Here is a 25,075-nt window from a genome sequence, read left to right as displayed (position 1 = left end):
AGTGATGAAGCTTTCGCGAATGAATTCGCTCCTACCGGGGCTGCTGTGTGCTTCCGTGGGAGCGAATTTATTCGCGAAGAGGTCAGAAGCCTGTGTTATTGCTTGCTGCGCTGTTGCAACAACAGGTTACTAAATCCGCCGCTCGCCAATTGCTTCTGGGCGGTGGTGAGTTGTTCGCGGTTGCTGAACGGGCCGACCAGAACCCGGTACCAGGTTTCTTCCTTGACCGTGCCGGACTCCACTGTCGAAGTCTGGCCTAGCAGGATGATCTGCGCGCGCACCTTGTCAGCATCTTCTTTCTTGCGGAACGAGCCCGCTTGCAGGAAGAACTGGGTCACTGGCGCCGGTTTTGCGGTCGCTACAGGTGGTGCCGGTGGCGGTGTCAGGCCGCTGAGGGCCGCCTGGGCGCGTGCGGTGTCGATCTTTGCCGCCTGCTCAGGCGACACGGGTGCAATCGGGGTCACGGGCGGTGGCGTCTTTTCCGGTACCGCTTCGTTCGGCACGATAACTTCCGATTCCGGCAGCAGCGTGTAGAAGTCGTACTTCGGCTTGACCGGTGCCGTCGGGCTCGGTGGCGTCTTGTTCGCTTCGGCGATTTTTGCTGCCTTGGCCTCGGCCTTGGCACGTTTTACGTCTTCACCGCCGGGTTCGAGCTTCATCAGAAAGACGATGAATGCACCCACGGTCAAGCCAATCGCCAGCCATAACCATCCTGGAATCGGCTTCTTCGCGGGTGCCTGATAACGGCTGGCGCCCCGCTTGGGAGCCGGTTTCTTCTTCGCAACTGCCAACTTACATACGCTCCAGAGTTTCCAGACCCAATAGATCCAGGCCTTGCTTGAGAGTGCGACCGGTCAGGGCCGCCAGACGCAGACGGCTCTGTTGTTGATCGGGATTTTCCGCACCAAGGATCGGGCAGTTTTCATAGAAGCTGGAAAACAGACCCGCAAGGTCATACAGGTAAGCACAAAGAACGTGAGGCGTGCCTTTTTCTGCAACGTTATTCAGGGTTTCCGTGAACTGAGCCAGGCGTGCAGCCAGTTCCTGCTCTTGCGGTGCTTGCAGAACGATCTGGCCTTGAGTGGCATCAAACGGCGTACCCAGTTTGCGGAATACGCCGGAAACGCGGGTGTACGCATAGAGCAGATACGGCGCGGTGTTGCCCTCGAAACTGAGCATCTGATCGAAGTTGAAGCTGTAATCGCTGGTGCGATGCTTGGACAGGTCGGCGTATTTCACCGCGCTGATGCCCACGGCCTTGGCGATGGTGCGCAGCTCGCTTTCGGCGACCTCCGGGTTTTTCTCTTTCACCAGCGTGTAGGCGCGTTCTTCGGCTTCGTCGAGCAGGTCGATCAGTTTGACGGTGCCGCCATCGCGGGTCTTGAACGGACGGCCATCGGCGCCGTTCATGGTGCCGAAGCCCATGTGCTCCAGTTGCATGCCGTCATGAACGAAACCGGCGCGACGGGCGACTTCAAACACTTGCTGGAAGTGCAGAGCCTGACGCTGGTCGACGAAGTACAACACGCGGTCGGCTTTCAGGATCTTGCTGCGATAGCGGATGGCCGCCAGATCAGTGGTGGCATACAGGTAACCGCCACCGGCCTTTTGCACGATGACCGGCAGTGGCGTGTCTTCTGCGGTGCGGAATTCTTCGAGGAAGACGCACTGCGCGCCGTTGCTTTCAACCAGCAGGCCCGAAGCTTTCAGGTCACTGACCACGTTGGCCAGATCGTCGTTGTAGGCGCTTTCGCCCTTGACGTCAGCCGGTGTCAGTTTGACGTTGAGGCGCTCGTAGGTCTTCTGGCAGTGAGACAGCGAGATCTCGTTGAAGCGGTTCCACAGAGCGAGGCAATCGGCATCGCCCGCCTGCAACTTGACCACCAGACCGCGAGCGCGCTCTGCGAATTCTTCGGATTCGTCGAAGCGCTGCTTGGCGGCGCGGTAGAAGTTTTCCAGGTCCGACAGTTCGTCGCTGGTGGCGGGTTTTTCCTGAAGGTAGGCCAGCAGCATGCCGAACTGGGTTCCCCAGTCGCCCACGTGGTTCTGGCGAATCACGGTATCGCCCAGAAACTCCAGAACGTTGGCCACGCCGTCGCCGATGATGGTCGAGCGCAAGTGGCCAACGTGCATTTCCTTGGCCAGGTTCGGGGCCGACAGGTCAACGACCACGCGCTGGGATGCGCTGGCCTTGCGTACCGACAGTTGCGCGTCGGCCAGTGCGGCATCCAGGCGCGCAGCCAGTGCCTGAGTGTTCTGGAAGAAGTTCAGAAAGCCCGGGCCTGCAATTTCGACCTTGCTGACCTGCTCGTCGGCAGGCAGGGCGGCGATGAGTTTTTCGGCCAGATCGCGGGGTTTCATGCCGGCCGGTTTGGCGAGCATCATCGCGATATTGCTGGCGAAATCGCCGTGGGTCTTGTCTCGGGCGTTTTCCACCTGAATCGCCGGCGTCAGCCCTTCTGGCAAGACGCCCTCGGTGACGAGACGGGTCAGGGCTTGTTGAATCAGCTGGCGAATGGTGTCTTTCATGATGCTCTCTTCAACCGCAAGCGCGGTGGCGCCGGGATGCGCGGGTGGAAAAACTGGGCATTATCCGTTGCCGGGGCAAGCTTGCCAACCTTCTTAGCCTGTGGGCTTCGCGAATGAATTCGCTCCTATCCGGCTGCGTACGGTGTGGGAGCCAATTCATTCGCGAAAATGCACACCCACCTGCTTAATAAAGATCCACCGGGTCCACATCCAGCGACCAGCGCACCTGCCTGCCGCTGGGCATCTGCTCCAGTATCAGCAGCCAACTGTTGAGCATGCGATGCAGTGGTGCTCTGGCGTTGGCCTGGACCAGCAATTGCGCCCGGTAGCGTCCGGCGCGCCGTTCCATGGGAGCGGGGACCGGGCCAAGTAGTTCAACGCCGCCCAGATTCATTTGGGCCAGCAATTGCTCGGCCTCGGCGCAGGCCTGATCGAGAAACTCTTCTGCCTGCCCCGGCTTGTGGGCTTCGGCGCGCAGCAGGGCCAGATGCGAGAAGGGCGGCAGACCGGCAGCACGACGCTCGCTCAGGGCCTGTTCGGCAAAGGCGAAGTAGCCTTGCTCGGTCAACTGGATCAGCAGCGGATGATCGGCCAGATGGGTCTGGATAATCACCTTGCCCGGTTCTTCGGCGCGGCCAGCACGCCCGGCCACCTGCACGATCAACTGCGCCATACGCTCGCTGGCGCGGAAATCACCTGAGAACAACCCGCCATCGGCGTCCAGGATCGAGACCAGCGTCACGCGGGGGAAGTGATGCCCTTTGGCGAGCATTTGCGTGCCCACCAGAATGCACGGCTGCCCGCGTTGAATGGTGGCGAATAACTGATTCATCGCGTCCTTGCGCGACGTGCTGTCACGGTCGACCCGTAGCACCGGGTAATCCGGGAACAGAATCGCCAGTCGTTCCTCGGCCCGCTCGGTGCCTGCGCCCACTGGCCGCAAATCCACCTTGCCGCATGAAGGGCACTGGCGCGGCACGCGCTCGACATGCCCGCAATGATGGCAACGCAACTCGCCGGAGCGCTGATGCACGGTCATGCGCGCATCGCAGCGCTGGCATCCCGACAGCCAGCCGCAGTCGTGGCACAGCAAGGTGGGCGCGAAACCGCGACGATTGAGGAAGACCAGTACTTGCTGGCCGGCCGCGAGAGTCTGGCCGATGGCTTGCTGCATCGGCCCTGAGATTCCGCTGTCCAGCGGCCGGCTTTTCACATCCAGGCGCAGGAAGCGTGGTTGCTGTGCGCCGCCAGCCCGCTGGTTCAGGCGCAGCAGGCCGTAGCGGCCGGTATAGGCGTTATGCAGGCTTTCCAGAGACGGTGTGGCCGAGCCCAGCACAATCGGGATGTTTTCTTGTCGAGCGCGGACCAGCGCCAGATCGCGGGCGTGATAGCGCAGGCCTTCCTGCTGTTTATAGGAGCCGTCGTGCTCTTCGTCGATGATGATCAGTCCCGGATTCTTCATCGGGGTGAACAGCGCCGAACGTGTACCGATTATGATATCGGCCTCGCCATCCCGTGCCGCCAGCCAGGCGTCCAGCCGTTCGCGGTCATTGACGGCCGAGTGCAGCAAGGCGATCCGGGCATTGAAACGCTGCTCGAAACGCGCCAGTGTTTGCGGCCCGAGGTTGATTTCCGGGATCAGCACCAGAGCCTGCTTGCCTGCTTCCAGCGTTTCGCGGATCAACTGCAAATAGACTTCGGTCTTGCCGCTGCCCGTAACGCCTGCCAACAAGAAAGCATGAAAGCTGCCGAAACCGGCCCGAATGGCTTCGCAAGCGGCGCGCTGTTCTGTATTGAGCGGCAGTTCCGGCTGCGCCAGCCAGTGCTCATGGCGCGCTGCCGGTGCATGACTGCGGACCTCAACCTCTACCAGCCCTTTGGCCAGCAGCAGATTGAGGCTTTCCTTATTAAGCATCAGCTTGCTGAGCAATTGATGCGCTACACCGTGCGGATGCTGGGCCAGGGTGGTCAGGGCTTCCCGCTGCTTGGGCGCACGGGCGATACGCGGGTCGTCGACGCTTGCGCCAGGTGTCACGTGCCAGAAGCGCTCCTGGCGTGTTTCGGCCAGTTCGCCCTGACGCAGCAGAACCGGCAGCGCCCAACTCAGGGTATCGCCCAGGCTGTGCTGGTAATACTGGGCTGTCCACAGGCACAGCTTGAACAGTGATGGCGGCAAGGGTACCTGACTGTCGAGCAGGGCGATGGCGGGCTTGAGCTTTTCGTCGGGGACTTCGCTGTGATCGACCACTTCCACCAGAATACCGATCATTTCCCGCCGCCCGAATGGCACCCGCAAACGCATGCCCGGCTGCAAGGCGCTACGCGATACTCCGGCCGGAGCGCGATAGTCGAACAGGCGTCGAAGCGGCGAGGGCAGGGCCAGGCGCAGGATGGCGTTTGGCAAGCGATGCTTCCTGTGGTGGAGGGCGAAGAATGCGCGATCTTAGCAGACGACCGGTTTAAAGGTTCGCTTGCGTCAGATGGATTGTCTGGTAATATCCGCGGCCTAATTGCGTGCGGTATTCAACAATAGTGTTGGGTGGCGGCTCGCTAGACCGAGGAAGTACCCCATGAAAGCAGATATCCATCCAGTTTACGAAGCCATTGACGCAACCTGCAGCTGCGGCAATGTCATCAAAACCCGTTCGACTCTCGCCCAGCCTCTGAGCCTGGACGTTTGCAACGAGTGCCACCCGTTCTACACCGGTAAGCAAAAGACTCTGGACGTTGGCGGCCGCGTCGACAAGTTCAAGTCGCGTTTCGGTGCGTTCGGCGCAACCAAAGCCAAGTAATGTTGGCCGCTCTGGGCTGGCGTATGCGCTACTCCAGGCAGCTTGAAAAGGCACCCCTTGTGGGTGCCTTTTTTGTGGCCGCGATCTGGCTACCTGCTGCCCAGGCCTTCTGCCCGGCGCCTCAAGGGTTGCCGGTCGCCCAGGTGCAACGGGTAGTGGATGGCGACACCTTGCGTCTTGTCGATGGGCGCAATGTACGCATGATCGGCCTCAATACCCCCGAAACCGGCAAGAGCGGCCGCTCAGCCGAGCCTTTTGCCGTGGCCGCACAGCGTCGTTTGCAGGTTCTGGTGGATGAGAGCGGCGGTCAGGTCAGTCTGCGGGTCGGTCAGCAGGCCGAAGATCATTACGGCCGTATGCTGGCCAATGTCTATGGCCGCAATGGCGCCAACCTTGAGGCGCAGATGCTGAGCGAAGGGCTGGGTTATCTGGTGGCAGTTGCGCCCAACGTGGCGCTGGTCGACTGCCAGAAGGGCGCGGAACTCAAGGCACGTCAGGCCGGGTTGGGCGTGTGGCGCAGTTCGCCGGTCCAGTCCGCCGGGCAGATCGACAAAGGCGGCTTTGCCCTGATTTCCGGGCAGGTTCGCAGCGTACAGAGCAACCGCGGCGGTGTCTGGCTCGAGTTGCAGGGTTCGCTGGTGCTGCGCATCGCCCCCGACCTGCTTTCGCAATTCGACAGCGCGATGCTCGAACGCCTGCAAGGCAAGCAGGTCGAGGCGCGTGGCTGGGTGGTGGATCGTTCCCGGCGCGGTGGTCTAGAGTCAGGGCAGGCACGCTGGATGATGCCGATTACTCATCCTGCCATGCTGAGCCTGTCGAACCGTTAGTCATCAAAGCCCTGACGCGGGCATCTTGCTGATGAGCGGTCCGGGTTTTGTATTCCAAGGCTCTAAGCGTAAAGTCTATACCCGCGCCTATTGACAGCAGTGACTGGTCAGTCTTGTTAGGACTATGCATCTTGCGTATCCTCGGCGGTCCGTCTGTCCCACAGTAAAAAAAGCGGAATCCCTAAATGTCAGATCTGAAAACTGCCGCGCTCGAATACCATGCCAATCCACGTCCTGGTAAATTGAGCGTCGAACTCACCAAGCCGACCGCAACTGCTCGTGACCTGTCCCTGGCCTACAGCCCTGGTGTTGCTGAACCTGTGCGTGAAATTGCCCGTGATCCCGAGCTTGCCTACAAGTACACCGGCAAAGGCAACCTGGTAGCAGTTATTTCCGATGGCACCGCGATTCTCGGCCTCGGCGATCTGGGTCCATTGGCTTCCAAGCCGGTCATGGAAGGTAAAGGGGTTCTGTTCAAGCGTTTCGCCGGTATCGACGTTTTCGATATCGAAGTCGACTCCGAAAGCCCGCAAGCTTTCATCGACACCGTAAAGCGCATCTCCATCACCTTCGGTGGCATCAACCTGGAAGACATCAAGGCACCTGAGTGCTTTGAAATCGAAAAGGCTCTGATCGAACAATGCGACATCCCGGTTTTCCACGATGACCAGCACGGCACCGCTATCGTGACCGCCGCGGGCATGATCAACGCTCTGGAAATCGTCGGCAAAAGCCTCGACACCGCCAAGATCGTCTGCCTGGGCGCTGGTGCAGCGGCCATCTCCTGCATGAAGCTGCTGGTGAGCATGGGCGCGAAGATCGAGAACATCTTCATGGTTGACCGTACTGGCGTGGTTCACTCCGGCCGTACCGACCTGAACCAGTACAAGGCTGTTTTCGCTCACGCAACCGAGAAGCGTACCCTGAGCGAAGCTCTGGACGGCGCTGACGTTTTCGTTGGCTTGTCCGGTCCTAACCTGCTGAGCGCTGAAAACCTGAAGCTGATGGCCAAAGACCCGATCGTGTTCGCTTGCTCGAACCCTGATCCGGAAATCTCCCCAGAGCTGGCTCACGCTACCCGTGACGACGTGATCATGGCGACCGGTCGTTCCGACTACCCGAACCAGGTCAACAACGTGCTGGGCTTCCCGTTCATCTTCCGTGGTGCTCTGGACGTTCGCGCCAAGCGCATCAACGAAGAAATGAAAATCGCTGCTGCCAACGCCCTGCGCGAACTGGCCAAGCTGCCTGTCCCTCAGGAAGTCAGCGACGCCTACGGCGGCATCAAGCTGGAATTCGGTCGTGAGTACATCATTCCGAAACCAATGGACGCTCGCCTGCTGGGCCTGATCTCCGACGCAGTGGCCAAGGCTGCTATCGAAAGCGGCGTTGCTACCCTGCCGTATCCGAAGCACTACCCGCTGACCAGCGTGGATGATGTGTTTAAGGGTTAACAGCAGCCCATAAAAAAACCGGCCTTTGGGCCGGTTTTTTTATGGGGAAGATTCAAGCTGCAAGCTGCAAGAGAAGAGCGCGCAACTGCTCTTGCTTGCCGCTTCCAGCTATCTTTAGAACAAATCGATCGGTGCCGATTCGTCTGCTGGCAGCGGGCTGCCCGGTACGCTGCCGCCCAGTTCGTTCACGCTTGGAGGCGTGTCTTCGCTCTTGAACAGCTCGAAGAATGCATTGGGCGTGCTTGGGGTTGCTGCGCGGCCGCTTACAGGATCAACCCGCAGGCTCAGGATTCCATCCGGTTCAGCCTGTTGGTGAGGTGCCTTGTCCTTGAGCGCGGCGCTCATGTAATCCATCCAGATCGGCAAGGCGACCGTGCCGCCAAACTCGTGGCGCCCGAGGCTTTCCGGCTGGTCGAAGCCTGTCCAGACTGTCGTCACGTAATCTGCGTTATAGCCGGAGAACCACGCATCCTTGGATTCGTTGGTCGTACCGGTCTTGCCCGCGATATCCGGCCGGTTCATGGACAGGGCGCGCCGCCCGGTGCCGCGTTTGATCACGTCCTGCAACATGCTGTTGAGGATGTAAGTGGTGCGGCCGTCGACAATGCGTTCTGCAACGACTGGCGCCTGAGGTTCGGCAGGTGAAGTCGGTGAGGCAGTGTCAATCGGGCTGTCGTGTACCGCGAATGTCGAGGTGTCAGGTGCTGTCTTGGCATCGTTGGCCGGTACGCTGGCCGGATTGGCCACGAACAGTGTCTGGCCGTCACGGTTCTCGATCTTCTGGATCAGGTACGGGCTGACCTTGTAGCCGCCGTTGGCAAATGTGCTCCAGCCGGTGGCGATCTCCATCGGCGTCAGGGTTGCCGTGCCCAGTGCCAGCGACAGGTTGCGTGGCAGATCCTGCTTGGCGAACCCGAAGCGGGTGATGTAGTCGATCGTGCTGTCGATGCCCAAGGCCTGCAACAGGCGGATCGAAACCAGGTTGCGCGACTTGTAGAGCGCTTCACGCAGCCTGATCGGGCCAAGGAAGGTGTTGGTATCGTTCTTCGGGCGCCAGACCTTGTCCAGATACTCGTCGACGAACACGATCGGTGCATCGTTCACCAGGCTGGAGGCGGTGTAGCCGTTGTCCAGCGCTGCACTGTAGATGAAAGGCTTGAAGCTGGAGCCCGGCTGACGCTTGGCCTGCATGGCACGGTTGTAATTGCTTTGCTCGAACGCGAAGCCACCGACCAGGGCGCGAATGGCACCGTTTTGCGGGTCCAGTGAAACCAGCGCGCTCTGTGCGGCGGGAGTTTGACTGAATTTCAGCGAGCCGTCTGCCTGACGCAGCAGGCGAACCAGATCACCCACATGAGCAACGTCAGCAGGTTGGCGCGGATTTGCCCCCAGGCTGTTGGTGTTCAGGTAAGGGCGAGCCCATTTCATGCTGCTCCAGTCGACGCTTTCTTCTTTCTCGCCATTGCGGGTCAGGACGCGGATGCCGTTCTTGTCGATCTGCGTGACGATTGCAGGCTCCAGGCCGTTGATCGTGCGTTGCTTGGTCAGTTCCTGAGCCCAGCCGGCATGTGTCATGCCCGGGAAGCGGCTTTCCGGCCCGCGATAGCCATGGCGCTGGTCGTATTCGATCAGGCCTTGCTGCACGGCTGTGTTGGCATGTTCCTGAAGGTCGCTTGGAACAGTAGTGGTGACGCGGAAGCCTTCGGTATAGGCTTCGCTGCCGTAACGGCCGACCATCTCGGCGCGGGCCATTTCGGCGATGTAAGGCGCGTAAACTTCCGGCGTCGGAACGTGGTAGCTGGCGTTGATCGGCTCGTTCAAGGCCGTCTGGTAAGCGTTCTGGTCAATTTTGCCCAGGCGGTACATGCGCCCAAGAATCCAGTCGCGACGTTCCTTGGCGCGGGCCGGGTTGGCCAGCGGGTTGAAGCGTGACGGAGCCTTGGGCAAGCCGGCAATCATGGCCATTTGCGCAAGGCTTACATCGCGAATCGATTTGCCATAGTAGACTTGCGCCGCTGCTTCGATGCCATAGGCGCGGTTGCCCAGATAAATCTTGTTGACGTACAGCTCAAGGATTTCATCCTTGGTCAGTTGGCGCTCGATTTGCAAGGCAAGAAGAATTTCGGTGGTTTTACGTGAAAAGCTTCTTTCGCTGGTCAGGAAAAAGTTTTTCGCGACCTGCATTGTGATGGTGCTGCCGCCTGATTGAATATGGCCGCTTTTTACAAGTTGGGTAGCGGCACGCATCAGGCTGCTTGGGTCGACGCCGTAGTGATTGGCGAAGTTGTCGTCTTCGGCCGACAGCAGGGCGTTGATGAAGTTGGGCGGGATTTCGGCAAAGCGGATTGGGGTACGGCGCATCTCGCCAAACTCCGCGATCAGCTTGCCGTCGCTGCTGTAGACGCGCAGGGGGATTTGCAGCTGAATGCTTCTCAGCGCTTCGACAGAAGGCAGATTCGGGCTCAGATAAAGGAATGCGCCGCTCAGACCGAGCAGCAGGCTGCAGAACACTGCAACGAGAGACCACCAGAGAAACTTCAACAAGCGTATCAAGGCTTTTGGATTTCCACGAAAAAGAATGGGTTAAGCACAGGCATTTACAAATGAACACGCCTTGAAGCTTTGTTAAACGAAAAAACCGCTGGGCATTATAAGCATTTTTCGTCTCCAAGCGTGATTTGCGCTACTGTCAAGGCTGTTGACAGTGACGTTGACCAAAAATTACTCCGTAAGTGGCGGAAAACTCATAGGAATCAGGTTGTGTTCGAACTCTTCGGTAAGAAGGCCAACACCCTTCTAGGGATCGATATTAGCTCTACCTCGGTAAAACTCCTTGAGTTGAGTCGTTCCGGCACTCGTTACAAGGTCGAGTCTTATGCGGTCGAACCGCTGCCGGCCAATGCCGTAGTCGAAAAGAACATTGCCGAACTTGAAGGTGTCGGCCATGCGTTGTCTCGTGTGCTGGTCAAGGCCAAGACGAGCGCCAAAATAGTGGCGGTCGCCGTTGCAGGATCGGCGGTCATCACCAAGACCATCGAGATGGACGCCGGTCTGTCCGATGACGATATGGAAAACCAGCTCAAGCTTGAAGCTGACCAGTACATTCCTTACCCCCTCGAAGAAGTCGCCATCGATTTTGAAGTCCAGGGCTATTCGGCGCGCAACCCCGAGCGTGTCGAAGTGCTTCTGGCTGCCTGCCGAAAGGAAAACGTGGAAGTGCGTGAGGCTGCATTGGCGCTGGCCGGGCTGACGGCCCGTGTCGTCGATGTAGAGGCTTATGCGCTGGAGCGTTCTTTCGGTCTGCTGTCTGCACAACTGGGCAATGGTCACGATCAACTGACGGTGGCTGTGGTGGACATCGGCGCGACCATGACCACCCTCAGCGTCCTGCATCACGGGCGTATCATCTATACACGCGAGCAACTGTTCGGCGGTCGGCAACTGACTGAGGAAATCCAGCGTCGCTATGGCCTGTCCATGGAAGAGGCGGGTCTTGCGAAGAAGCAGGGCGGGCTGTCCGACGATTACGTCAGTGAAGTGTTGAACCCTTTCAAGGATGCCCTGGTGCAGCAGGTTTCGCGCTCGCTGCAGTTTTTCTTTGCTGCCGGTCAGTACAACACCGTGGATTACATCATGTTGGCAGGCGGTACGGCTTCCATTCCAGGGCTTGAACATTTGATCCAGAAACGTCTTGGGACACCGACCATGGTCGCCAACCCTTTTGCCGACATGGCTCTGAGTTCCAAGGTCAACGCCGGTGCCCTGGCCAGTGATGCTCCTGCCTTGATGATCGCCTGCGGTCTGGCCTTGAGGAGCTTCGACTAATGGCACGGATCAACCTTTTACCGTGGCGTGAAGAGCTTCGCGAAGAGCGCAAGAAACGCTTCCTGACCGCGCTGGTCGGTGTGCTGGTTTTCTCGGTAGGTACCCTGTTTCTGATTGATCGTTACGTCAGTAATTCGATCACCTATCAGGAGTCGCGTAACGCATTCATCCAGAAGGAAATTGCCCAGCTCGATATCCGCATCAAGGAAATCAGCGACCTGAAAGCCCGGCGCAAACAGTTGCTGGAGCGGATGAAGATCATTCAGGACTTGCAGGGCAATCGCCCGATCATTGGCCGGATGTTCGATCAACTGGCGCGGACCTTGCCGGATGGCGTTTATTTTTCAGATGTCAAAATGACCGACAAATTGATTTCGATCAGCGGAGCTGCCGAGTCGAACAACCGGGTTTCGGACCTGATGCGTAACCTGGACGCTTCCGACTGGCTGGAGTCGCCAAGCCTGACCGAGGTCAAGGCGACCACGGCCGGCGCGGTGGATCAGGCCAACGTCTTTCAGTTGACCGTGCGTCAGACCCAGCCTGCTGCTGTCGTTGTTGAAGGAGCCAAGCCATGAATTTTTCCGAATGGCTGGAAGGGCTTCGCAAGGTCGACATCAACGATCTGGACCTCAACAACCTGGGCTCCTGGCCTGCCGCAGTCAAGGCTATCTCCGGTGTATTGGTGATGCTGCTGGTGTTTGCGCTGGGTTATTTCTTTTTCATCCAGGAGCTGGAAACCCGGCTCGAAGTGGCTCAGGCCAACGAGCTGATGCTGCGCGAACAGGTGTCGACCAAGGCCTTCCAGGCCGCGAATCTGGAACCTTACAAGAAGCAGATGACGGAGATGGAGAACACCTTCGGTGCGTTGTTGCGGCAATTGCCCAGCGATACCGAAGTGCCGGGTCTGCTCGAAGACATTACGCGCACAGGTCTTGGAAGCGGTCTGGAGTTCGAGGAAATCAAGCTGTTGCCCGAGGTTGTCCAGCAGTTCTACATCGAATTGCCGATTCAGATCACTGTCGTGGGCGGCTATCACGACCTTGCGACGTTCGTCAGTGGCGTTGCCAGCCTGCCGCGTATCGTGACGCTGCATGATTTTGAGATAAAGCCGGTCGATCCGAAATCCCAGACCAAGCTGCGCATGAACATTCTGGCCAAGACTTACCGCTACAACGATGAAGGGCTGAAGAAATGAGGGCGGCGCGACTGTTGTGCGTCAGTATGCTTGTGATGGGGCTCGCCGGCTGTGATAACGATCAGGAGTTCGCGGACCTCAGCACCTTCGTCAATGAGGTCAAGGCGCGTCCTTCAGGCAATATCGATCCATTGCCCAAGTTCCGGCCCTATGAAACCTTTACTTATAACGCGGCCAATCTGCGCAGTCCGTTCCAGCCTCCGGTGAAGATCGACCTGCTCAATCGCCAGAAAGGCTCGCGGCTGGTCAAGCCTGATGAGACGCGGGTCAAACAGTTTCTTGAGGGGTTCAATATCGAATCGTTCGAGATGGTCGGAACCATTGGCAACGAATCGGGTACATTCGCCTTGTTGCGCGGCGCCGGAGGCGTTCATCGCGTGAAAGTGGGCGATTATCTGGGCCGCAATAACGGCCGGATTGTGTCGGTCAGCGATGCGCAGGTCGATGTCATTGAAATAGTTCCTGATGGAGAGGGGGCCTGGCTTGAAAGGCCACGCAGTATTTCCCTCAAAGAACGCTCATGAAGTGGGCAAGGCCAAGCATGCATAACACCGCACAACGGAAATTCATCATGATCAGGATTCTCTCGATTATCGGCGTTTCGCTAGGGATAGCGATGCTTTCGCCGGTTCTCCAGGCAGCCAATCTCAAAACGCTGGATGTCGCAGCCTTGCCGGGTGACCGGATCGAACTGAAGCTTTCCTTCGATTCTCCGGTTCCTGCGCCGCGCGGCTATACCACCGAGCAGCCAGCACGCATCGCGCTGGATCTGCCGGGTGTGACCAGTCAGTTGGCTACCAAGAGTCGTGATCTGGGATCGGGCAATGCGCGCAGTGTCGTGGTGGTTCAGGCCCAGGATCGTACGCGCGTCATCATCAACATGACGACGCTGTCGCCCTACAGTTCGCGTGTCGAAGGCAACAACCTGTTCGTGGTCGTCGGCCAGGGCGCTGCCGCTGCGCAGTCCTCCCAGCCGAGCACGGCCATGGGAACACCGCGAGTCGCGGTCCCGGCACCCGCTCCGGCACCCGCCCGGCCTTACGTGCCGGCTGGCGTGAAAGCCATCAAGAATATCGACTTCCAGCGTGGTGAGCTGGGCGAAGGCAATGTGGTCATCGATCTGAGCAGCCCGGGCATTTCTCCTGATATCCAGGAGCAGGGCGGCAAGATTCGTGTCGACTTCGCCAAGACCCAGTTGCCTGAGCCGTTGCGGGTCAGGCTGGACGTCAAGGATTTCGCCACGCCTGTGCAGTTCGTGAGTGCCACGACTTCCGGCGACAAGGCGAGTATCAGCATCGAGCCTTCGGGAGCCTTCGATTACTCGGCCTACCAGACCGAAAACAAGCTGACCATCAGCGTGCGCCCTCTGACCAATGAAGACCTGGATCGCCGTGCCGCCGACAAACCGGTCTACACCGGTGAAAAGCTGTCGCTGAACTTCCAGGACATCGATGTGCGCTCGGTGCTGCAATTGATTGCCGACTTCACCAACCTGAATCTGGTGGCCAGCGACACGGTTCAGGGCGGTATTACCCTGCGCTTGCAGAACGTGCCGTGGGATCAGGCGCTGGATCTGGTGCTCAAGACCAAGGGGCTGGACAAGCGCAAGGTCGGCAGTGTTCTTCTGGTTGCGCCAGCCGATGAGATTGCCGCCCGTGAGCGTCAGGAGCTGGAATCCCTCAAGCAGATTTCCGAGCTGGCGCCGTTGCGTCGCGAGCTTTTGCAGGTCAACTACGCCAAGGCGGCGGATATCGCCAAGCTGTTCCAGTCAGTGACCAGCGTCGAGTCGAAAGCCGACGAGCGTGGTTCGATCACTGTGGATGAGCGCACCAACAACATCATTGCCTACCAGACCCAGGACCGGCTCGACGAACTGCGCCGTATCGTGTCTCAACTGGATATTCCTGTGCGTCAGGTAATGATCGAAGCACGCATCGTTGAGGCCAACGTCGATTATGACAAGGCGCTGGGTGTGCGTTGGGGTGGAACCAAGGTCGGCAGCGGCAACTGGAATACCTACGGCCTGGACGATAACGGCGACGAAGCGGGCAATACCGGCTCTGACCTGAGTGCCAACACGCCGTTCGTCGACCTGGGCGCTGCCGATGCGACCTCCGGTATCGGGATCGCCTTCGTCACCAACAACACCTTGCTCGATCTTGAACTGAGCGCGATGGAGAAGACCGGCAACGGTGAAATCGTCTCTCAGCCGAAGGTGGTCACTTCCGACAAGGAAACCGCCAAGATCCTCAAGGGTACGGAAATCCCTTACCAGGAATCCAGCTCCAGCGGCGCGACAACCGTGAGTTTCAAGGAGGCGTCCCTGTCGCTGGAGGTGACACCGCAGATCACGCCGGATAACCGCATCATCATGGAGGTCAAGGTCACCAAGGATGAGCCGGATTACCTCAATGCGGTGCTCGGCGTGCCTCCGATCAGGAAAAACGAGGTCAACGCCAAGGTGCTGGTTTCCGATGGCGAGACCATCGTGATCGGTGGCGTGTTCTCCAATACGCAAAGTAAAGTTGTAGAGAAAGTGCCATTTCTTGGCGATGTACCGTATCTTGGCCGCCTTTTCCGTCGAGATACGGTGTCAGAAGCGAAATCCGAGCTGTTGGTATTTCTGACTCCGCGTATCATGAACAACCAGGCGATTGCTGTGAGTCGTTGATTCTGTGCGAAATTTAATACTTGTAGGGCCGATGGGGGCTGGTAAAAGCACCATCGGCCGTTTGCTTGCCAAAGAGCTGCGTCTACCGTTCAAGGATTCCGACAAGGAAATCGAGCTGCGCTCGGGTGCAAATATTCCGTGGATTTTCGACAAGGAAGGCGAACCGGGTTTTCGTGACCGCGAGCAGGCGATGATTGCGGAGTTGTGTGAAGCCGATGGCGTCGTTCTGGCGACGGGCGGCGGAGCCGTCATGCGCAGCGAAAACCGTCAGGCACTGCATGCCGGTGGGCGCGTGGTGTATCTGCATGCATCGGTCGAGCAGCAGGTCGGACGCACCGCACGTGACCGTAATCGCCCATTGCTGCGCACCGCCGATCCGGCTCGTGTGTTGGGCGAGTTGCTGGCCATTCGTGACCCGCTGTATCGGGAAATCGCCGATCTGGTGGTTGAAACCGATGAACGGCCACCTCGTATGGTCGTTCTTGACATACTTGCCCGCCTGGCAGAGCTTCCTCCCCGTTAAAGCGCAGACGAAAATGCGCTATCCTCGGCGACCATCAAAACAGCGACAGCCATTTGCTGTCCTGGCGCACGAAAAAACATGCGCAATGCCCAATCGGTAATCAATGTGGGGACACATGCAGACACTTAAGGTCGAGCTTGGTGAGCGTAGCTACCCGATTCATATTGGCGAAGGCCTTCTGGACAAGCCGGAGCTTCTGATCCCGCATATCGTCGGGCGGCAGGTAGCTATCGTCTCCAATACCACGGTGGCTCCTCTTTATCTCGAGCGATTGACGCGGACTCTGGTGGGCTACAACGTTGTGTCGGTGGTGCTTCCCGATGGCGAGGCGTTCAAGAACTGGGAAACCCTGCAAACCATCTTCGATGGCCTGCTCACGGCACGGCATGATCGCCGCACGACAGTGATCGCCCTCGGTGGCGGTGTGATCGGCGACATGGCCGGGTTCGCTGCCGCCTGCTATCAGCGCGGCGTGAACTTCATCCAGATCCCGACCACCCTGCTGTCCCAGGTGGACTCGTCGGTGGGTGGCAAGACCGGCATCAACCACCCGCTGGGCAAGAACATGGTGGGTGCTTTCTATCAGCCGGGCGTCGTGCTGATCGATACCACCACCCTCAACACCCTGCCCGAGCGTGAACTGTCCGCGGGGCTGGCTGAAGTCATCAAGTACGGCCTGATCTGCGACGAGCCCTTCCTGACCTGGCTTGAAGATCATGTCGACCGGTTGCGTGGTCTTGACCAGAAAGCCCTGACCATCGCCATCGAGCGTTCGTGCGCCGCCAAGGCGCTGGTGGTCGGTGCCGATGAGCGCGAGTCCGGTGTAAGGGCAACCTTGAATCTGGGTCACACTTTCGGCCACGCCATCGAAACGCATATGGGCTATGGTGTCTGGCTGCATGGCGAGGCGGTTGCCGCCGGTACGGTCATGGCCCTGGAAATGTCTTCGCGTCTTGGCTGGATCACTACCCAGGAGCGCGATCGCGGTATTCGCCTGTTCCAGCGTGCCGGTTTGCCGGTTGTGCCGCCGCAGGACATGACGGAAAGCGATTTCCTTGAACACATGGCGATCGACAAGAAAGTGATCGATGGTCGCCTGCGTCTGGTGCTTCTGCGTCAGATGGGTGAAGCGGTTATCACGGACGATTATCCAAAAGAAGTACTACAGGCCACTTTGGTTGCGGATTACCGCGCCCTGGTGGATCAGCTTAGAGGTTAACGGAAAACCCATGACTAGTTTGCATGCCGACGAGGCTTTCCTCGGCCATTATCAGTTGAGTCATGACCCCTTTGCAGCGCGGGTACCTGGCTTCAAGTTTTTCCCTGCCCAGCGCAAGTCGGTGCTGGGTCAGCTCCATCATCTGGCCCGCTATAGCCAGTTGCTGCTTGCAGTGACCGGCCCTCAGGGCAGTGGCAAGACCTTGCTGCGTCAGGCTCTGGTGGCCAGCACCAACAAGCAGTCAGTGCAGAGCGTGGTCATTTCGGCGCGTGGCGCCAGTGATGCGGCAGGCGTACTGCAGCAGGTCGCGCAGGCGCTGATTGTCGCCCAGGCCGAAATGCAGGCGATTCTGGCGCAGGTCGTGCAACTCGCGCTGACCGGTCAGGAAGTCTATTTGCTGGTCGACGATGCGGAACAACTTGGCGATTCGGCGCTCGAAGCGTTGCTGGGTCTGGCCGCAGGCACGCCGGAAGGTCGTCCGCATGTGTTCCTGTTTGGCGAGCCGTCGCTGATCGACCGTCTCGATCAACTGTGCGCCGACCTGCAGGGTGATGTCGAAGGCGAGCGCTTTCATGTCATTGAGTTGCAACCTTATACCGAAGAAGAAACCCGGGAATATCTGGCTCAACGTCTGGAAGGTGCAGGGCAAGGAATCGCGTTGTTCACTGCCGAGCAGATTACCGATATCCATGAGCAGTCCGATGGCTGGCCTGGGAATATCAACCAGGTTGCCCGCGATTCAATGATCGAGGCGATGATCGCTAGTCGTACTGCGGTCAAACGCCCAAGTGTGGGGTTCAACATGCCGAAAAAACACGTACTGGCCCTGGGCGCAGTTGTCGTGGTCGCAGTGGCAGCCGCAGTGCTGATCCCTGGCCGTGGCGACAAGGCTGCCGCGCCAGCCAATGCTCCGGCCCAGGCGCAATTGCCGCTGGGACAGGGCACGCCAGCGAATCAACAATCCAATAATGGTGGTCCGGCAATCGAGTTCGCAGGTAACTCGCAGCCGATGCCTCTGCCGTTGGTGGGTAATTCGCAGCCTGTGATGCGCGGCCCTCTGGCCGAAGCGGCAGGTGCCGGTGACAGCGACGAGGATGCAGTGCCAATGGGCTCGCCAGCCCAGCCTGCCACTGTCACCACTACTGCGCCTCCTGCGGGCGCACAGGCCGGTGCGGTGCCTCGTTCTTCCATTCCGGCTCCTGCGGCTGCAACGCCTGTGGCACCGGCAGCCAGGCCTACGCCTGCTCCTGCGCCAGCCGCAGCGCCGACTCAGGTCGCAACGGCCAAGCCGGCACCGGCTGCTCCTGCTGCCAAGCCTGCTGAAAAACCAGCCGCTGCCGCTGCCAAACCGGCTGCTGGCGGCAACTGGTACAGCGGTCAGGCGCCGGGGCATTATGTCGTGCAGATCCTGGGCACCAGCTCGGAAGCGACAGCCCAGGCCTATGTTGCCGAGCAAGGTGGCGAGTACCGGTACTTCAAGAAAACATTGCAGGGCAAGCCCCTGTATGTAGTGACATACGGTAATTTTGCAGACCGCGCTGCTGCCCTTGCAGCCATCAAAGTCTTGCCAGCCAAGGTTCAGGCTGGTAAACCTTGGCCCCGTACTGTCGCCAGCATCCAACAGGAGCTGGGCGCCACTCGCTGAAGTCGCAGCGGCCTTATCCAGGCCGCTCACCCGGCAACCCTGATTTTACCTGCCTGAACGCGCCGTTTTTGGGCGGCGCGCCTTGCGGTGTCTGCGTTACAAACGCCATGACGTTTCGGTCGCTTCGGTCAGAATATTGAAAAATACTTTGACTAGCACGGTGTCCGCCTATAAAACCTTCATAAATGCGACATTAATTTTCGGCTTTTCGCCGTTAAATTTGTGGGCCTTTGTGTCGCTGTGTACAATGACCTCCGTTTTGCCTCTCCAAAGTCGGCGTACGTTCGACGTGACAGGTAATTGATTGAATTGAAAAGAAATATGCCTCGCATAGAGGCAGCCTGGTGAGAAAGTGTCTATGAAAGCAGGTCTATACCAACCAGATGAATTCAAGGATAACTGTGGCTTCGGCCTGATCGCTCATATGCAGGGCGAGCCCAGTCATCACCTGTTGCAGACGGCTATCCAGGCCCTGACCTGCATGACCCACCGTGGCGGTATCAACGCCGACGGCAAGACCGGTGACGGTTGTGGTCTGTTGATTCAGAAGCCCGATGCATTCCTGCGCGCTGTCGCCAAGGATCACTTCGGTGTCGATCTGCCCCGCCAATATGCCGTGGGCATGGTGTTCCTCAATCAGGACGACGCCAAGGCCGATATCGCTCGCGAGAACATGAATCGCGAAATCCTCGCTGAAGGCCTGACTCTGGTCGGCTGGCGCCAGGTGCCGGTCGATACCAGCGTATTGGGTCGTCTCGCTCTCGAGCGTCTGCCGAAGATCGAACAGGTATTCATCGGTGGTGAAGGCCTGAGCGATCAGGAATTCGCTATCAAGCTGTTCAGTGCGCGTCGCCGTTCGTCGGTGGCCAACGCCGCTGATGCCGACCATTACGTCTGCAGCTTCTCGCACAAGACCATCATCTATAAAGGTCTGATGATGCCGCGCGACCTGACGGCATTCTTCCCGGACCTGAGCGACGAGCGCCTGCAAACCGCGATCTGCGTGTTCCACCAGCGCTTCTCGACCAACACCCTGCCGAAATGGCCGCTGGCGCAGCCGTTCCGCTTCCTCGCCCACAACGGCGAGATCAACACCATCACCGGCAACCGTAACTGGGCACAGGCGCGTCGCACCAAGTTCACCAACGATCTGATGGATCTGGAAGAACTCGGCCCGCTGGTCAACCGTGTCGGTTCCGACTCGTCGAGCATGGACAACATGCTTGAACTGATGGTCACCGGTGGTATCGACCTGTTCCGTGGTGTGCGGATGATCATTCCGCCAGCGTGGCAGAACGTCGAAACCATGGACCCCGATCTGCGGGCGTTCTATGAGTACAACTCCATGCACATGGAGCCGTGGGATGGTCCGGCCGGGGTCGTGATGACCGAAGGTCGCCATGCGGTCTGCCTGCTCGACCGTAACGGTCTGCGTCCGGCTCGCTGGGTCACGACCAAGAACGGCTACATCACCTTGGCGTCGGAAATCGGCGTATGGGACTACAAGCCTGAAGACGTCATTGCCAAGGGCCGTGTCGGTCCAGGGCAGATTTTCGCGGTGGATACCGAAACCGGTCAGATCCTCAACACCGACGCCATCGACAACCGCTTGAAGTCGCGTCATCCGTACAAGCAATGGCTGCGCAAGAACGCTCTGCGCATTCAGGCGACCATGGAAGACAACGACCACGGTTCTGCTTTCTATAACAGTGACCAGCTCAAGCAATACATGAAGATGTATCAGGTCACGTTTGAAGAGCGTGATCAGGTATTGCGCCCGCTGGGCGAGCAGGGCCAGGAAGCGGTCGGCTCCATGGGTGACGACACGCCAATGGCTGTGCTGTCGCGCCGTGTTCGTTCGCCATTCGACTACTTCCGTCAGCAGTTCGCGCAGGTGACCAACCCGCCGATCGACCCGCTGCGTGAAGCCATCGTCATGTCGCTGGAAATCTGCCTCGGTGCCGAGCGCAATATCTTCCAGGAATCGCCTGAGCACGCTTCACGTGTGATCCTCAGCTCGCCGGTCATTTCCCCGGCCAAGTGGCGTTCGCTGATGAACCTGGAGCGTCCAGGCTTCGAGCGTCACATCATCGACCTGAACTACGACGAAAACATCGGTCTGGAAGCGGCGATTCGCAACATCGCGGATCAGGCTGAAGAGGCCGTACGTGCCGGTCGCACACTGCTGGTGCTGAGCGACCGTCATATCGCTCCAGGCAAACTGCCTGCTCACGCTTCCCTGGCGGTCGGCGCGGTTCACCACCGTCTGACCGAAAAAGGGCTGCGTTGCGACAGTAACATCCTGGTCGAAACCGCGACGGCCCGTGACCCGCACCACTTCGCCGTGCTGATCGGTTTCGGTGCTTCGGCGGTCTACCCGTTCCTGGCCTACGAAGTGCTGGGCGATTTGATCCGTACCGGTGAAGTGCTGGGTGACCTTTACGAAGTCTTCAAGAACTACCGCAAAGGCATCACCAAGGGCCTGCTCAAGATTCTGTCGAAGATGGGTATCTCCACCGTTGCGTCCTACCGTGGCGCGCAACTGTTCGAGGCCATCGGCCTGTCCGAGGAAGTCTGCGACGTCAGTTTCCGTGGCGTACCGAGCCGCCTGAAAGGCGCCCGTTTTGTCGATATCGAAGCCGAACAGAAGGCTCTGGCTGCCGAAGCCTGGAGCCCGCGCAAGCCTATTCAGCAAGGTGGCCTGCTCAAGTTCGTATTCGGTGGCGAGTACCACGCCTACAACCCGGACGTGGTCAGCACCCTGCAAGCTGCCGTGCAGCAGGGCGACTACAGCAAGTTCAAGGAATACACCACGCTGGTGGACAAGCGTCCGGTGTCGATGATTCGCGACCTGTTCCAGGTCAAGACCCTCGACCAGCCGCTGAGCATCGACGAAGTCGAGCCGCTGAGCGATATCCTCAAGCGTTTCGACTCTGCCGGGATTTCCCTCGGCGCGCTGTCGCCGGAAGCTCACGAAGCACTTGCCGAGGCGATGAACCGCCTGGGCGCTCGCTCCAACTCCGGTGAGGGCGGCGAAGATCCGTCGCGCTACGGCACCATCCGCAGCTCCAAGATCAAGCAGATCGCCACTGGCCGTTTCGGCGTGACGCCTGAATATCTGGTCAATGCCGATGTGTTGCAGATCAAGGTCGCTCAAGGCGCCAAGCCGGGTGAAGGCGGGCAACTGCCGGGCGGCAAGGTCAACGGCCTGATCGCCAAACTGCGCTATGCCGTACCGGGCGTGACCCTGATCTCGCCTCCGCCGCACCACGACATCTATTCCATCGAAGACTTGTCGCAGCTGATTTTCGACCTGAAACAGGTCAACCCGTCGGCGCTGGTTTCGGTCAAGCTGGTAGCAGAGGCAGGCGTTGGTACCATCGCTGCCGGTGTGGCCAAGGCCTATGCCGACCTGATCACCATTTCCGGCTACGACGGCGGCACAGGCGCTTCGCCTCTGACTTCGATCAAGTACGCCGGTGCGCCGTGGGAGCTTGGCCTGGCCGAGACTCACCAGACCCTGCGCGGCAACGACCTGCGCGGCAAGGTCCGGGTACAGACCGACGGTGGTCTGAAAACCGGTCTGGACGTGATCAAGGCCGCCATCCTCGGTGCTGAAAGCTTCGGCTTCGGTACTGCGCCGATGATCGCTCTTGGCTGCAAATACCTGCGTATCTGCCACCTGAACAACTGCGCCACCGGCGTAGCGACCCAGAACGACAAACTGCGCAAGGACCACTACATCGGCACCGTCGATATGGTGATCAACTTCTTCACGTACGTGGCTGAAGAAACCCGTGAATGGCTCGCCAAGCTGGGCGTGCGTTCCCTGGAAGAACTGATCGGTCGTACCGACCTGCTGGACATCCTGCCGGGCGAAACCGAGAAGCAGCAGCATCTGGACCTGACGCCTCTGCTGGGCAGCGACCACGTGCCTGCCGACAAGCCGCAGTTCAGCCTTGTGGACCGCAACCCGCCGTTCGACAAGGGCCTGTTGGCCGAGAAAATGGTGGAGATGGCCAAGCCGGCTATCGAATCCCTGAGTGGCGGTGAGTTCGAGCTGGATATCTGCAACTGCGACCGTTCCATCGGCGCGCGGATTTCCGGTGAAATCGCCAAGCTGCATGGCAACCAGGGCATGAACAAGGCACCGATCACTTTCCGTTTCAAAGGCACTGCCGGACAGAGTTTTGGCGTGTGGAACGCCGGTGGCCTGAACATGTACCTGGAAGGTGATGCCAACGACTACGTCGGCAAAGGCATGACCGCTGGCAAGTTGGTGATCGTTCCGCCTAAAGGCAGCCCGTTCAAGACCAACGAAAGCGCCATCGTGGGCAATACCTGCCTGTACGGCGCGACCGGCGGCAAGCTGTTCGCCGCTGGTACTGCGGGTGAGCGTTTCGCTGTGCGTAACTCGGGTGCTCATGCAGTCGTGGAAGGCACTGGCGACCACTGCTGCGAATACATGACCGGCGGTTTCGTTTGTGTGCTGGGCAAGACCGGCTACAACTTCGGTTCCGGCATGACTGGCGGTTTTGCTTACGTGCTCGACCAGGACAACACCTTCGTTGACCAGGTCAACCATGAGCTGGTCGAGATTCAGCGCATCAGCGGCGAGGCGATGGAGGCTTATCGCACTCACCTGCAAAGCGTGCTGAACGAGTATGTCGCCGAAACCGACAGCGAGTGGGGTCGTAACCTGGCTGAAAACCTGGACGACTACCTGCGCCGTTTCTGGCTGGTCAAGCCCAAGGCTGCCAACCTGAAATCGCTGCTCTCCAGCACCCGGGCGAATCCGCAATAAACGTAGCTGCAAGCGGCAAGTTTCAAGCCGCAAGTTAACAGCAGTGCGCGAATTGCCTGCGATCATGATTCTTGCAGCTTCAGGCTTGTAGCTTGAGGCTGCCGTGTAGAGGTTCCAGAGTATGGCTGAACGTCTCAGTAACGACTTCCAGTTCATCGATGTCGGGCGTAAAGATCCGAAGAAGAAGCTGCTGCGCCAGCGCAAGAAAGAGTTCGTGGAGATCTACGAACCTTTCAAACCCCAGCAGTCGGCCGATCAGGCTCACCGTTGCCTGGGTTGCGGTAATCCGTATTGCGAGTGGAAGTGCCCGGTACACAACTTCATCCCCAACTGGCTGAAGCTTGTATCCGAAGGCAATATCCTGGCGGCCGCCGAGCTGTCTCACCAGACCAATACCCTGCCGGAAGTCTGCGGCCGCGTATGTCCGCAAGACCGTCTGTGCGAGGGTGCCTGCACCCTCAATGACGGTTTTGGTGCCGTGACCATCGGTTCGGTCGAGAAGTACATCACCGACACGGCGTTCGCCATGGGCTGGCGTCCGGACATGTCCCGCGTCGTGCCGACCGGCAAGCGCGTCGCGATCATCGGCGCAGGCCCGGCTGGCCTGGGTTGTGCCGATGTTCTGGTACGTGGCGGCGTGACGCCGGTGGTCTTCGACAAGAACCCGGAAATCGGCGGTCTGCTGACCTTCGGTATTCCCGAGTTCAAGCTTGAGAAAAGCGTGTTGAGCAATCGCCGTGAAGTGTTCACCGGCATGGGTATCGAGTTCCGCCTCAATACCGAAGTCGGCAAGGACGTCACCGTCGATCAACTGCTTGAAGAGTTCGATGCCGTGTTCATGGGCATGGGAACCTACACCTACATGAAGGGCGGTTTTGCCGGCGAAGAGCTGCCGGGCGTACACGATGCGCTCGACTTCCTGATTGCCAACGTCAACCGCAATCTGGGCTTCGAGAAGTCGCCTGAAGATTTCGTCGACATGAAAGGCAAGAAAGTTGTGGTGCTGGGCGGTGGTGACACCGCGATGGACTGTAACCGTACGTCGATCCGTCAGGGTGCCAAGTCGGTAACTTGCGCCTATCGTCGCGACGAAGAAAACATGCCGGGCTCGCGCAAGGAAGTTAAGAACGCCAAGGAAGAGGGCGTGAAGTTCCTCTACAACCGCCAGCCAATTGCCATTGTTGGCGAAGGCAAGGTTGAAGGTGTGAAAGTGGTCGAGACTCGCCTTGGCGAGCCTGACGCCCGCGGTCGCCGCAGCCCTGAGCCGATTCCGGGCTCCGAAGAAATCATCCCGGCAGATGCCGTGGTCATCGCTTTCGGTTTCCGTCCAAGCCCGGCGCCATGGTTCGAGCAGTTCGGCATCAACACCGACAGCCAGGGCCGCGTTATTGCCCCGGAACAGGCGAAATTCAAGCACCAGACCAGCAACCCGAAAATCTTCGCAGGCGGCGACATGGTGCGCGGCTCCGACCTCGTGGTCACCGCAATCTTTGAAGGCCGCAACGCGGCTGAAGGGATTCTGGATTATCTGGGCGTCTGATGGCGGCAGCTTCAAGTTGTAAGCTACAAGCGGTAAGCAAAGGCAGGCTTT

17 protein-coding genes are annotated in these 25,075 nt (G+C 59.1%); 13 read left to right on the top strand and 4 right to left on the bottom strand.

The window, feature by feature from the left end; translation table 11 throughout:
- Positions 1-95: 95 nt before the first annotated feature.
- From ACODS3_RS08430 to ACODS3_RS08420, 3 genes are all read right to left on the bottom strand, one after another.
- Complete coding sequence (locus tag ACODS3_RS08430; RefSeq protein ID WP_025262299.1) at positions 96-791, bottom strand: SPOR domain-containing protein; 696 nt, start codon at positions 789-791, stop codon at positions 96-98.
- Position 792: 1 nt separating this feature from the next.
- Positions 793-2,529: an arginine--tRNA ligase gene (argS, locus tag ACODS3_RS08425; protein ID WP_201018322.1), complete on the bottom strand. Its 1,737-nt coding sequence runs from the start codon at positions 2,527-2,529 to the stop codon at positions 793-795.
- A gap of 184 nt (positions 2,530-2,713) precedes the next feature.
- Complete coding sequence (locus tag ACODS3_RS08420) at positions 2,714-4,933, bottom strand: primosomal protein N' (protein WP_201018321.1); 2,220 nt, start codon at positions 4,931-4,933, stop codon at positions 2,714-2,716.
- 166 nt (positions 4,934-5,099) lie between these two features.
- Between ACODS3_RS08420 and rpmE the strand changes: the two genes are divergently transcribed.
- The 3 genes from rpmE to ACODS3_RS08405 all read left to right on the top strand — a co-directional run bounded on the left by rpmE (position 5,100) and on the right by ACODS3_RS08405 (position 7,602).
- Positions 5,100-5,321: a 50S ribosomal protein L31 gene (rpmE, locus tag ACODS3_RS08415; RefSeq protein ID WP_025262296.1), complete on the top strand. Its 222-nt coding sequence runs from the start codon at positions 5,100-5,102 to the stop codon at positions 5,319-5,321.
- 23 nt (positions 5,322-5,344) lie between these two features.
- Positions 5,345-6,148 carry a thermonuclease family protein gene (locus ACODS3_RS08410; RefSeq protein ID WP_304574880.1) on the top strand — a complete coding sequence of 268 codons (804 nt, stop codon included), beginning with the start codon at positions 5,345-5,347 and terminating at the stop codon, positions 6,146-6,148.
- A 185-nt stretch (positions 6,149-6,333) separates the two neighbouring features.
- Positions 6,334-7,602, top strand: coding sequence for a malic enzyme-like NAD(P)-binding protein (locus tag ACODS3_RS08405; protein WP_201001467.1), 1,269 nt, complete (start codon positions 6,334-6,336; stop codon positions 7,600-7,602).
- A 114-nt stretch (positions 7,603-7,716) separates the two neighbouring features.
- Here the strand turns inward: ACODS3_RS08405 and ACODS3_RS08400 are convergent, their stop codons facing one another.
- Positions 7,717-10,152: a penicillin-binding protein 1A gene (locus tag ACODS3_RS08400; protein ID WP_489033995.1), complete on the bottom strand. Its 2,436-nt coding sequence runs from the start codon at positions 10,150-10,152 to the stop codon at positions 7,717-7,719.
- 210 nt (positions 10,153-10,362) lie between these two features.
- Between ACODS3_RS08400 and ACODS3_RS08395 the strand changes: the two genes are divergently transcribed.
- From ACODS3_RS08395 to ACODS3_RS08350, 10 genes are all read left to right on the top strand, one after another.
- Complete coding sequence (locus tag ACODS3_RS08395) at positions 10,363-11,427, top strand: pilus assembly protein PilM (protein WP_201001470.1); 1,065 nt, start codon at positions 10,363-10,365, stop codon at positions 11,425-11,427.
- Entirely contained in the window at positions 11,427-12,002 is a 576-nt protein-coding gene (locus tag ACODS3_RS08390) for a PilN domain-containing protein (RefSeq protein WP_201001471.1), read from the top strand. The genes ACODS3_RS08395 and ACODS3_RS08390 overlap by 1 nt, the downstream gene beginning before the upstream one ends.
- A complete protein-coding gene (gene pilO / locus ACODS3_RS08385; protein WP_201001472.1) occupies positions 11,999-12,622 on the top strand; it encodes a type 4a pilus biogenesis protein PilO in 624 nt (207 codons plus the stop codon). The genes ACODS3_RS08390 and pilO overlap by 4 nt, the downstream gene beginning before the upstream one ends.
- A complete protein-coding gene (pilP, locus tag ACODS3_RS08380; RefSeq protein WP_201018319.1) occupies positions 12,619-13,146 on the top strand; it encodes a type 4a pilus biogenesis lipoprotein PilP in 528 nt (175 codons plus the stop codon). The genes pilO and pilP overlap by 4 nt, the downstream gene beginning before the upstream one ends.
- Before the next feature lie 47 nt (positions 13,147-13,193).
- Positions 13,194-15,293: a type IV pilus secretin PilQ gene (locus ACODS3_RS08375; protein WP_201018318.1), complete on the top strand. Its 2,100-nt coding sequence runs from the start codon at positions 13,194-13,196 to the stop codon at positions 15,291-15,293.
- A gap of 4 nt (positions 15,294-15,297) precedes the next feature.
- Entirely contained in the window at positions 15,298-15,816 is a 519-nt protein-coding gene (aroK, locus tag ACODS3_RS08370; protein WP_095067284.1) for a shikimate kinase AroK, read from the top strand.
- A gap of 115 nt (positions 15,817-15,931) precedes the next feature.
- A complete protein-coding gene (aroB, locus tag ACODS3_RS08365) occupies positions 15,932-17,035 on the top strand; it encodes a 3-dehydroquinate synthase (RefSeq protein WP_201001476.1) in 1,104 nt (367 codons plus the stop codon).
- 10 nt (positions 17,036-17,045) lie between these two features.
- Positions 17,046-18,680 carry an AAA family ATPase gene (locus ACODS3_RS08360; protein ID WP_201001477.1) on the top strand — a complete coding sequence of 545 codons (1,635 nt, stop codon included), beginning with the start codon at positions 17,046-17,048 and terminating at the stop codon, positions 18,678-18,680.
- Positions 18,681-19,038: 358 nt separating this feature from the next.
- Entirely contained in the window at positions 19,039-23,484 is a 4,446-nt protein-coding gene (gltB, locus tag ACODS3_RS08355; RefSeq protein ID WP_489033973.1) for a glutamate synthase large subunit, read from the top strand.
- Between the two features lie 121 nt (positions 23,485-23,605).
- A complete protein-coding gene (locus tag ACODS3_RS08350) occupies positions 23,606-25,024 on the top strand; it encodes an FAD-dependent oxidoreductase (RefSeq protein ID WP_025258141.1) in 1,419 nt (472 codons plus the stop codon).
- Positions 25,025-25,075: the final 51 nt, after the last annotated feature.

Source organism: Pseudomonas sp. FG43 (assembly GCF_057809175.1).
This window is presented reverse-complemented; position numbering and strand designations above follow the sequence as displayed.

Bases quoted from the DNA above. Each gene is read 5' to 3' on its own strand.
- argS (WP_201018322.1), bottom strand. From the start codon at position 2,529: ATGAAAGACACCATTCGCCAGCTGATTCAACAAGCCCTGACCCGTCTC.
- rpmE (WP_025262296.1), top strand. From the start codon at position 5,100: ATGAAAGCAGATATCCATCCAGTTTACGAAGCCATTGACGCAACCTGC.
- ACODS3_RS08410 (WP_304574880.1), top strand. From the start codon at position 5,345: ATGCGCTACTCCAGGCAGCTTGAAAAGGCACCCCTTGTGGGTGCCTTT.
- ACODS3_RS08405 (WP_201001467.1), top strand. From the start codon at position 6,334: ATGTCAGATCTGAAAACTGCCGCGCTCGAATACCATGCCAATCCACGT.
- ACODS3_RS08390 (WP_201001471.1), top strand. From the start codon at position 11,427: ATGGCACGGATCAACCTTTTACCGTGGCGTGAAGAGCTTCGCGAAGAG.
- pilO (WP_201001472.1), top strand. From the start codon at position 11,999: ATGAATTTTTCCGAATGGCTGGAAGGGCTTCGCAAGGTCGACATCAAC.
- pilP (WP_201018319.1), top strand. From the start codon at position 12,619: ATGAGGGCGGCGCGACTGTTGTGCGTCAGTATGCTTGTGATGGGGCTC.
- ACODS3_RS08375 (WP_201018318.1), top strand. From the start codon at position 13,194: ATGATCAGGATTCTCTCGATTATCGGCGTTTCGCTAGGGATAGCGATG.
- aroB (WP_201001476.1), top strand. From the start codon at position 15,932: ATGCAGACACTTAAGGTCGAGCTTGGTGAGCGTAGCTACCCGATTCAT.
- ACODS3_RS08360 (WP_201001477.1), top strand. From the start codon at position 17,046: ATGACTAGTTTGCATGCCGACGAGGCTTTCCTCGGCCATTATCAGTTG.
- gltB (WP_489033973.1), top strand. From the start codon at position 19,039: ATGAAAGCAGGTCTATACCAACCAGATGAATTCAAGGATAACTGTGGC.
- ACODS3_RS08350 (WP_025258141.1), top strand. From the start codon at position 23,606: ATGGCTGAACGTCTCAGTAACGACTTCCAGTTCATCGATGTCGGGCGT.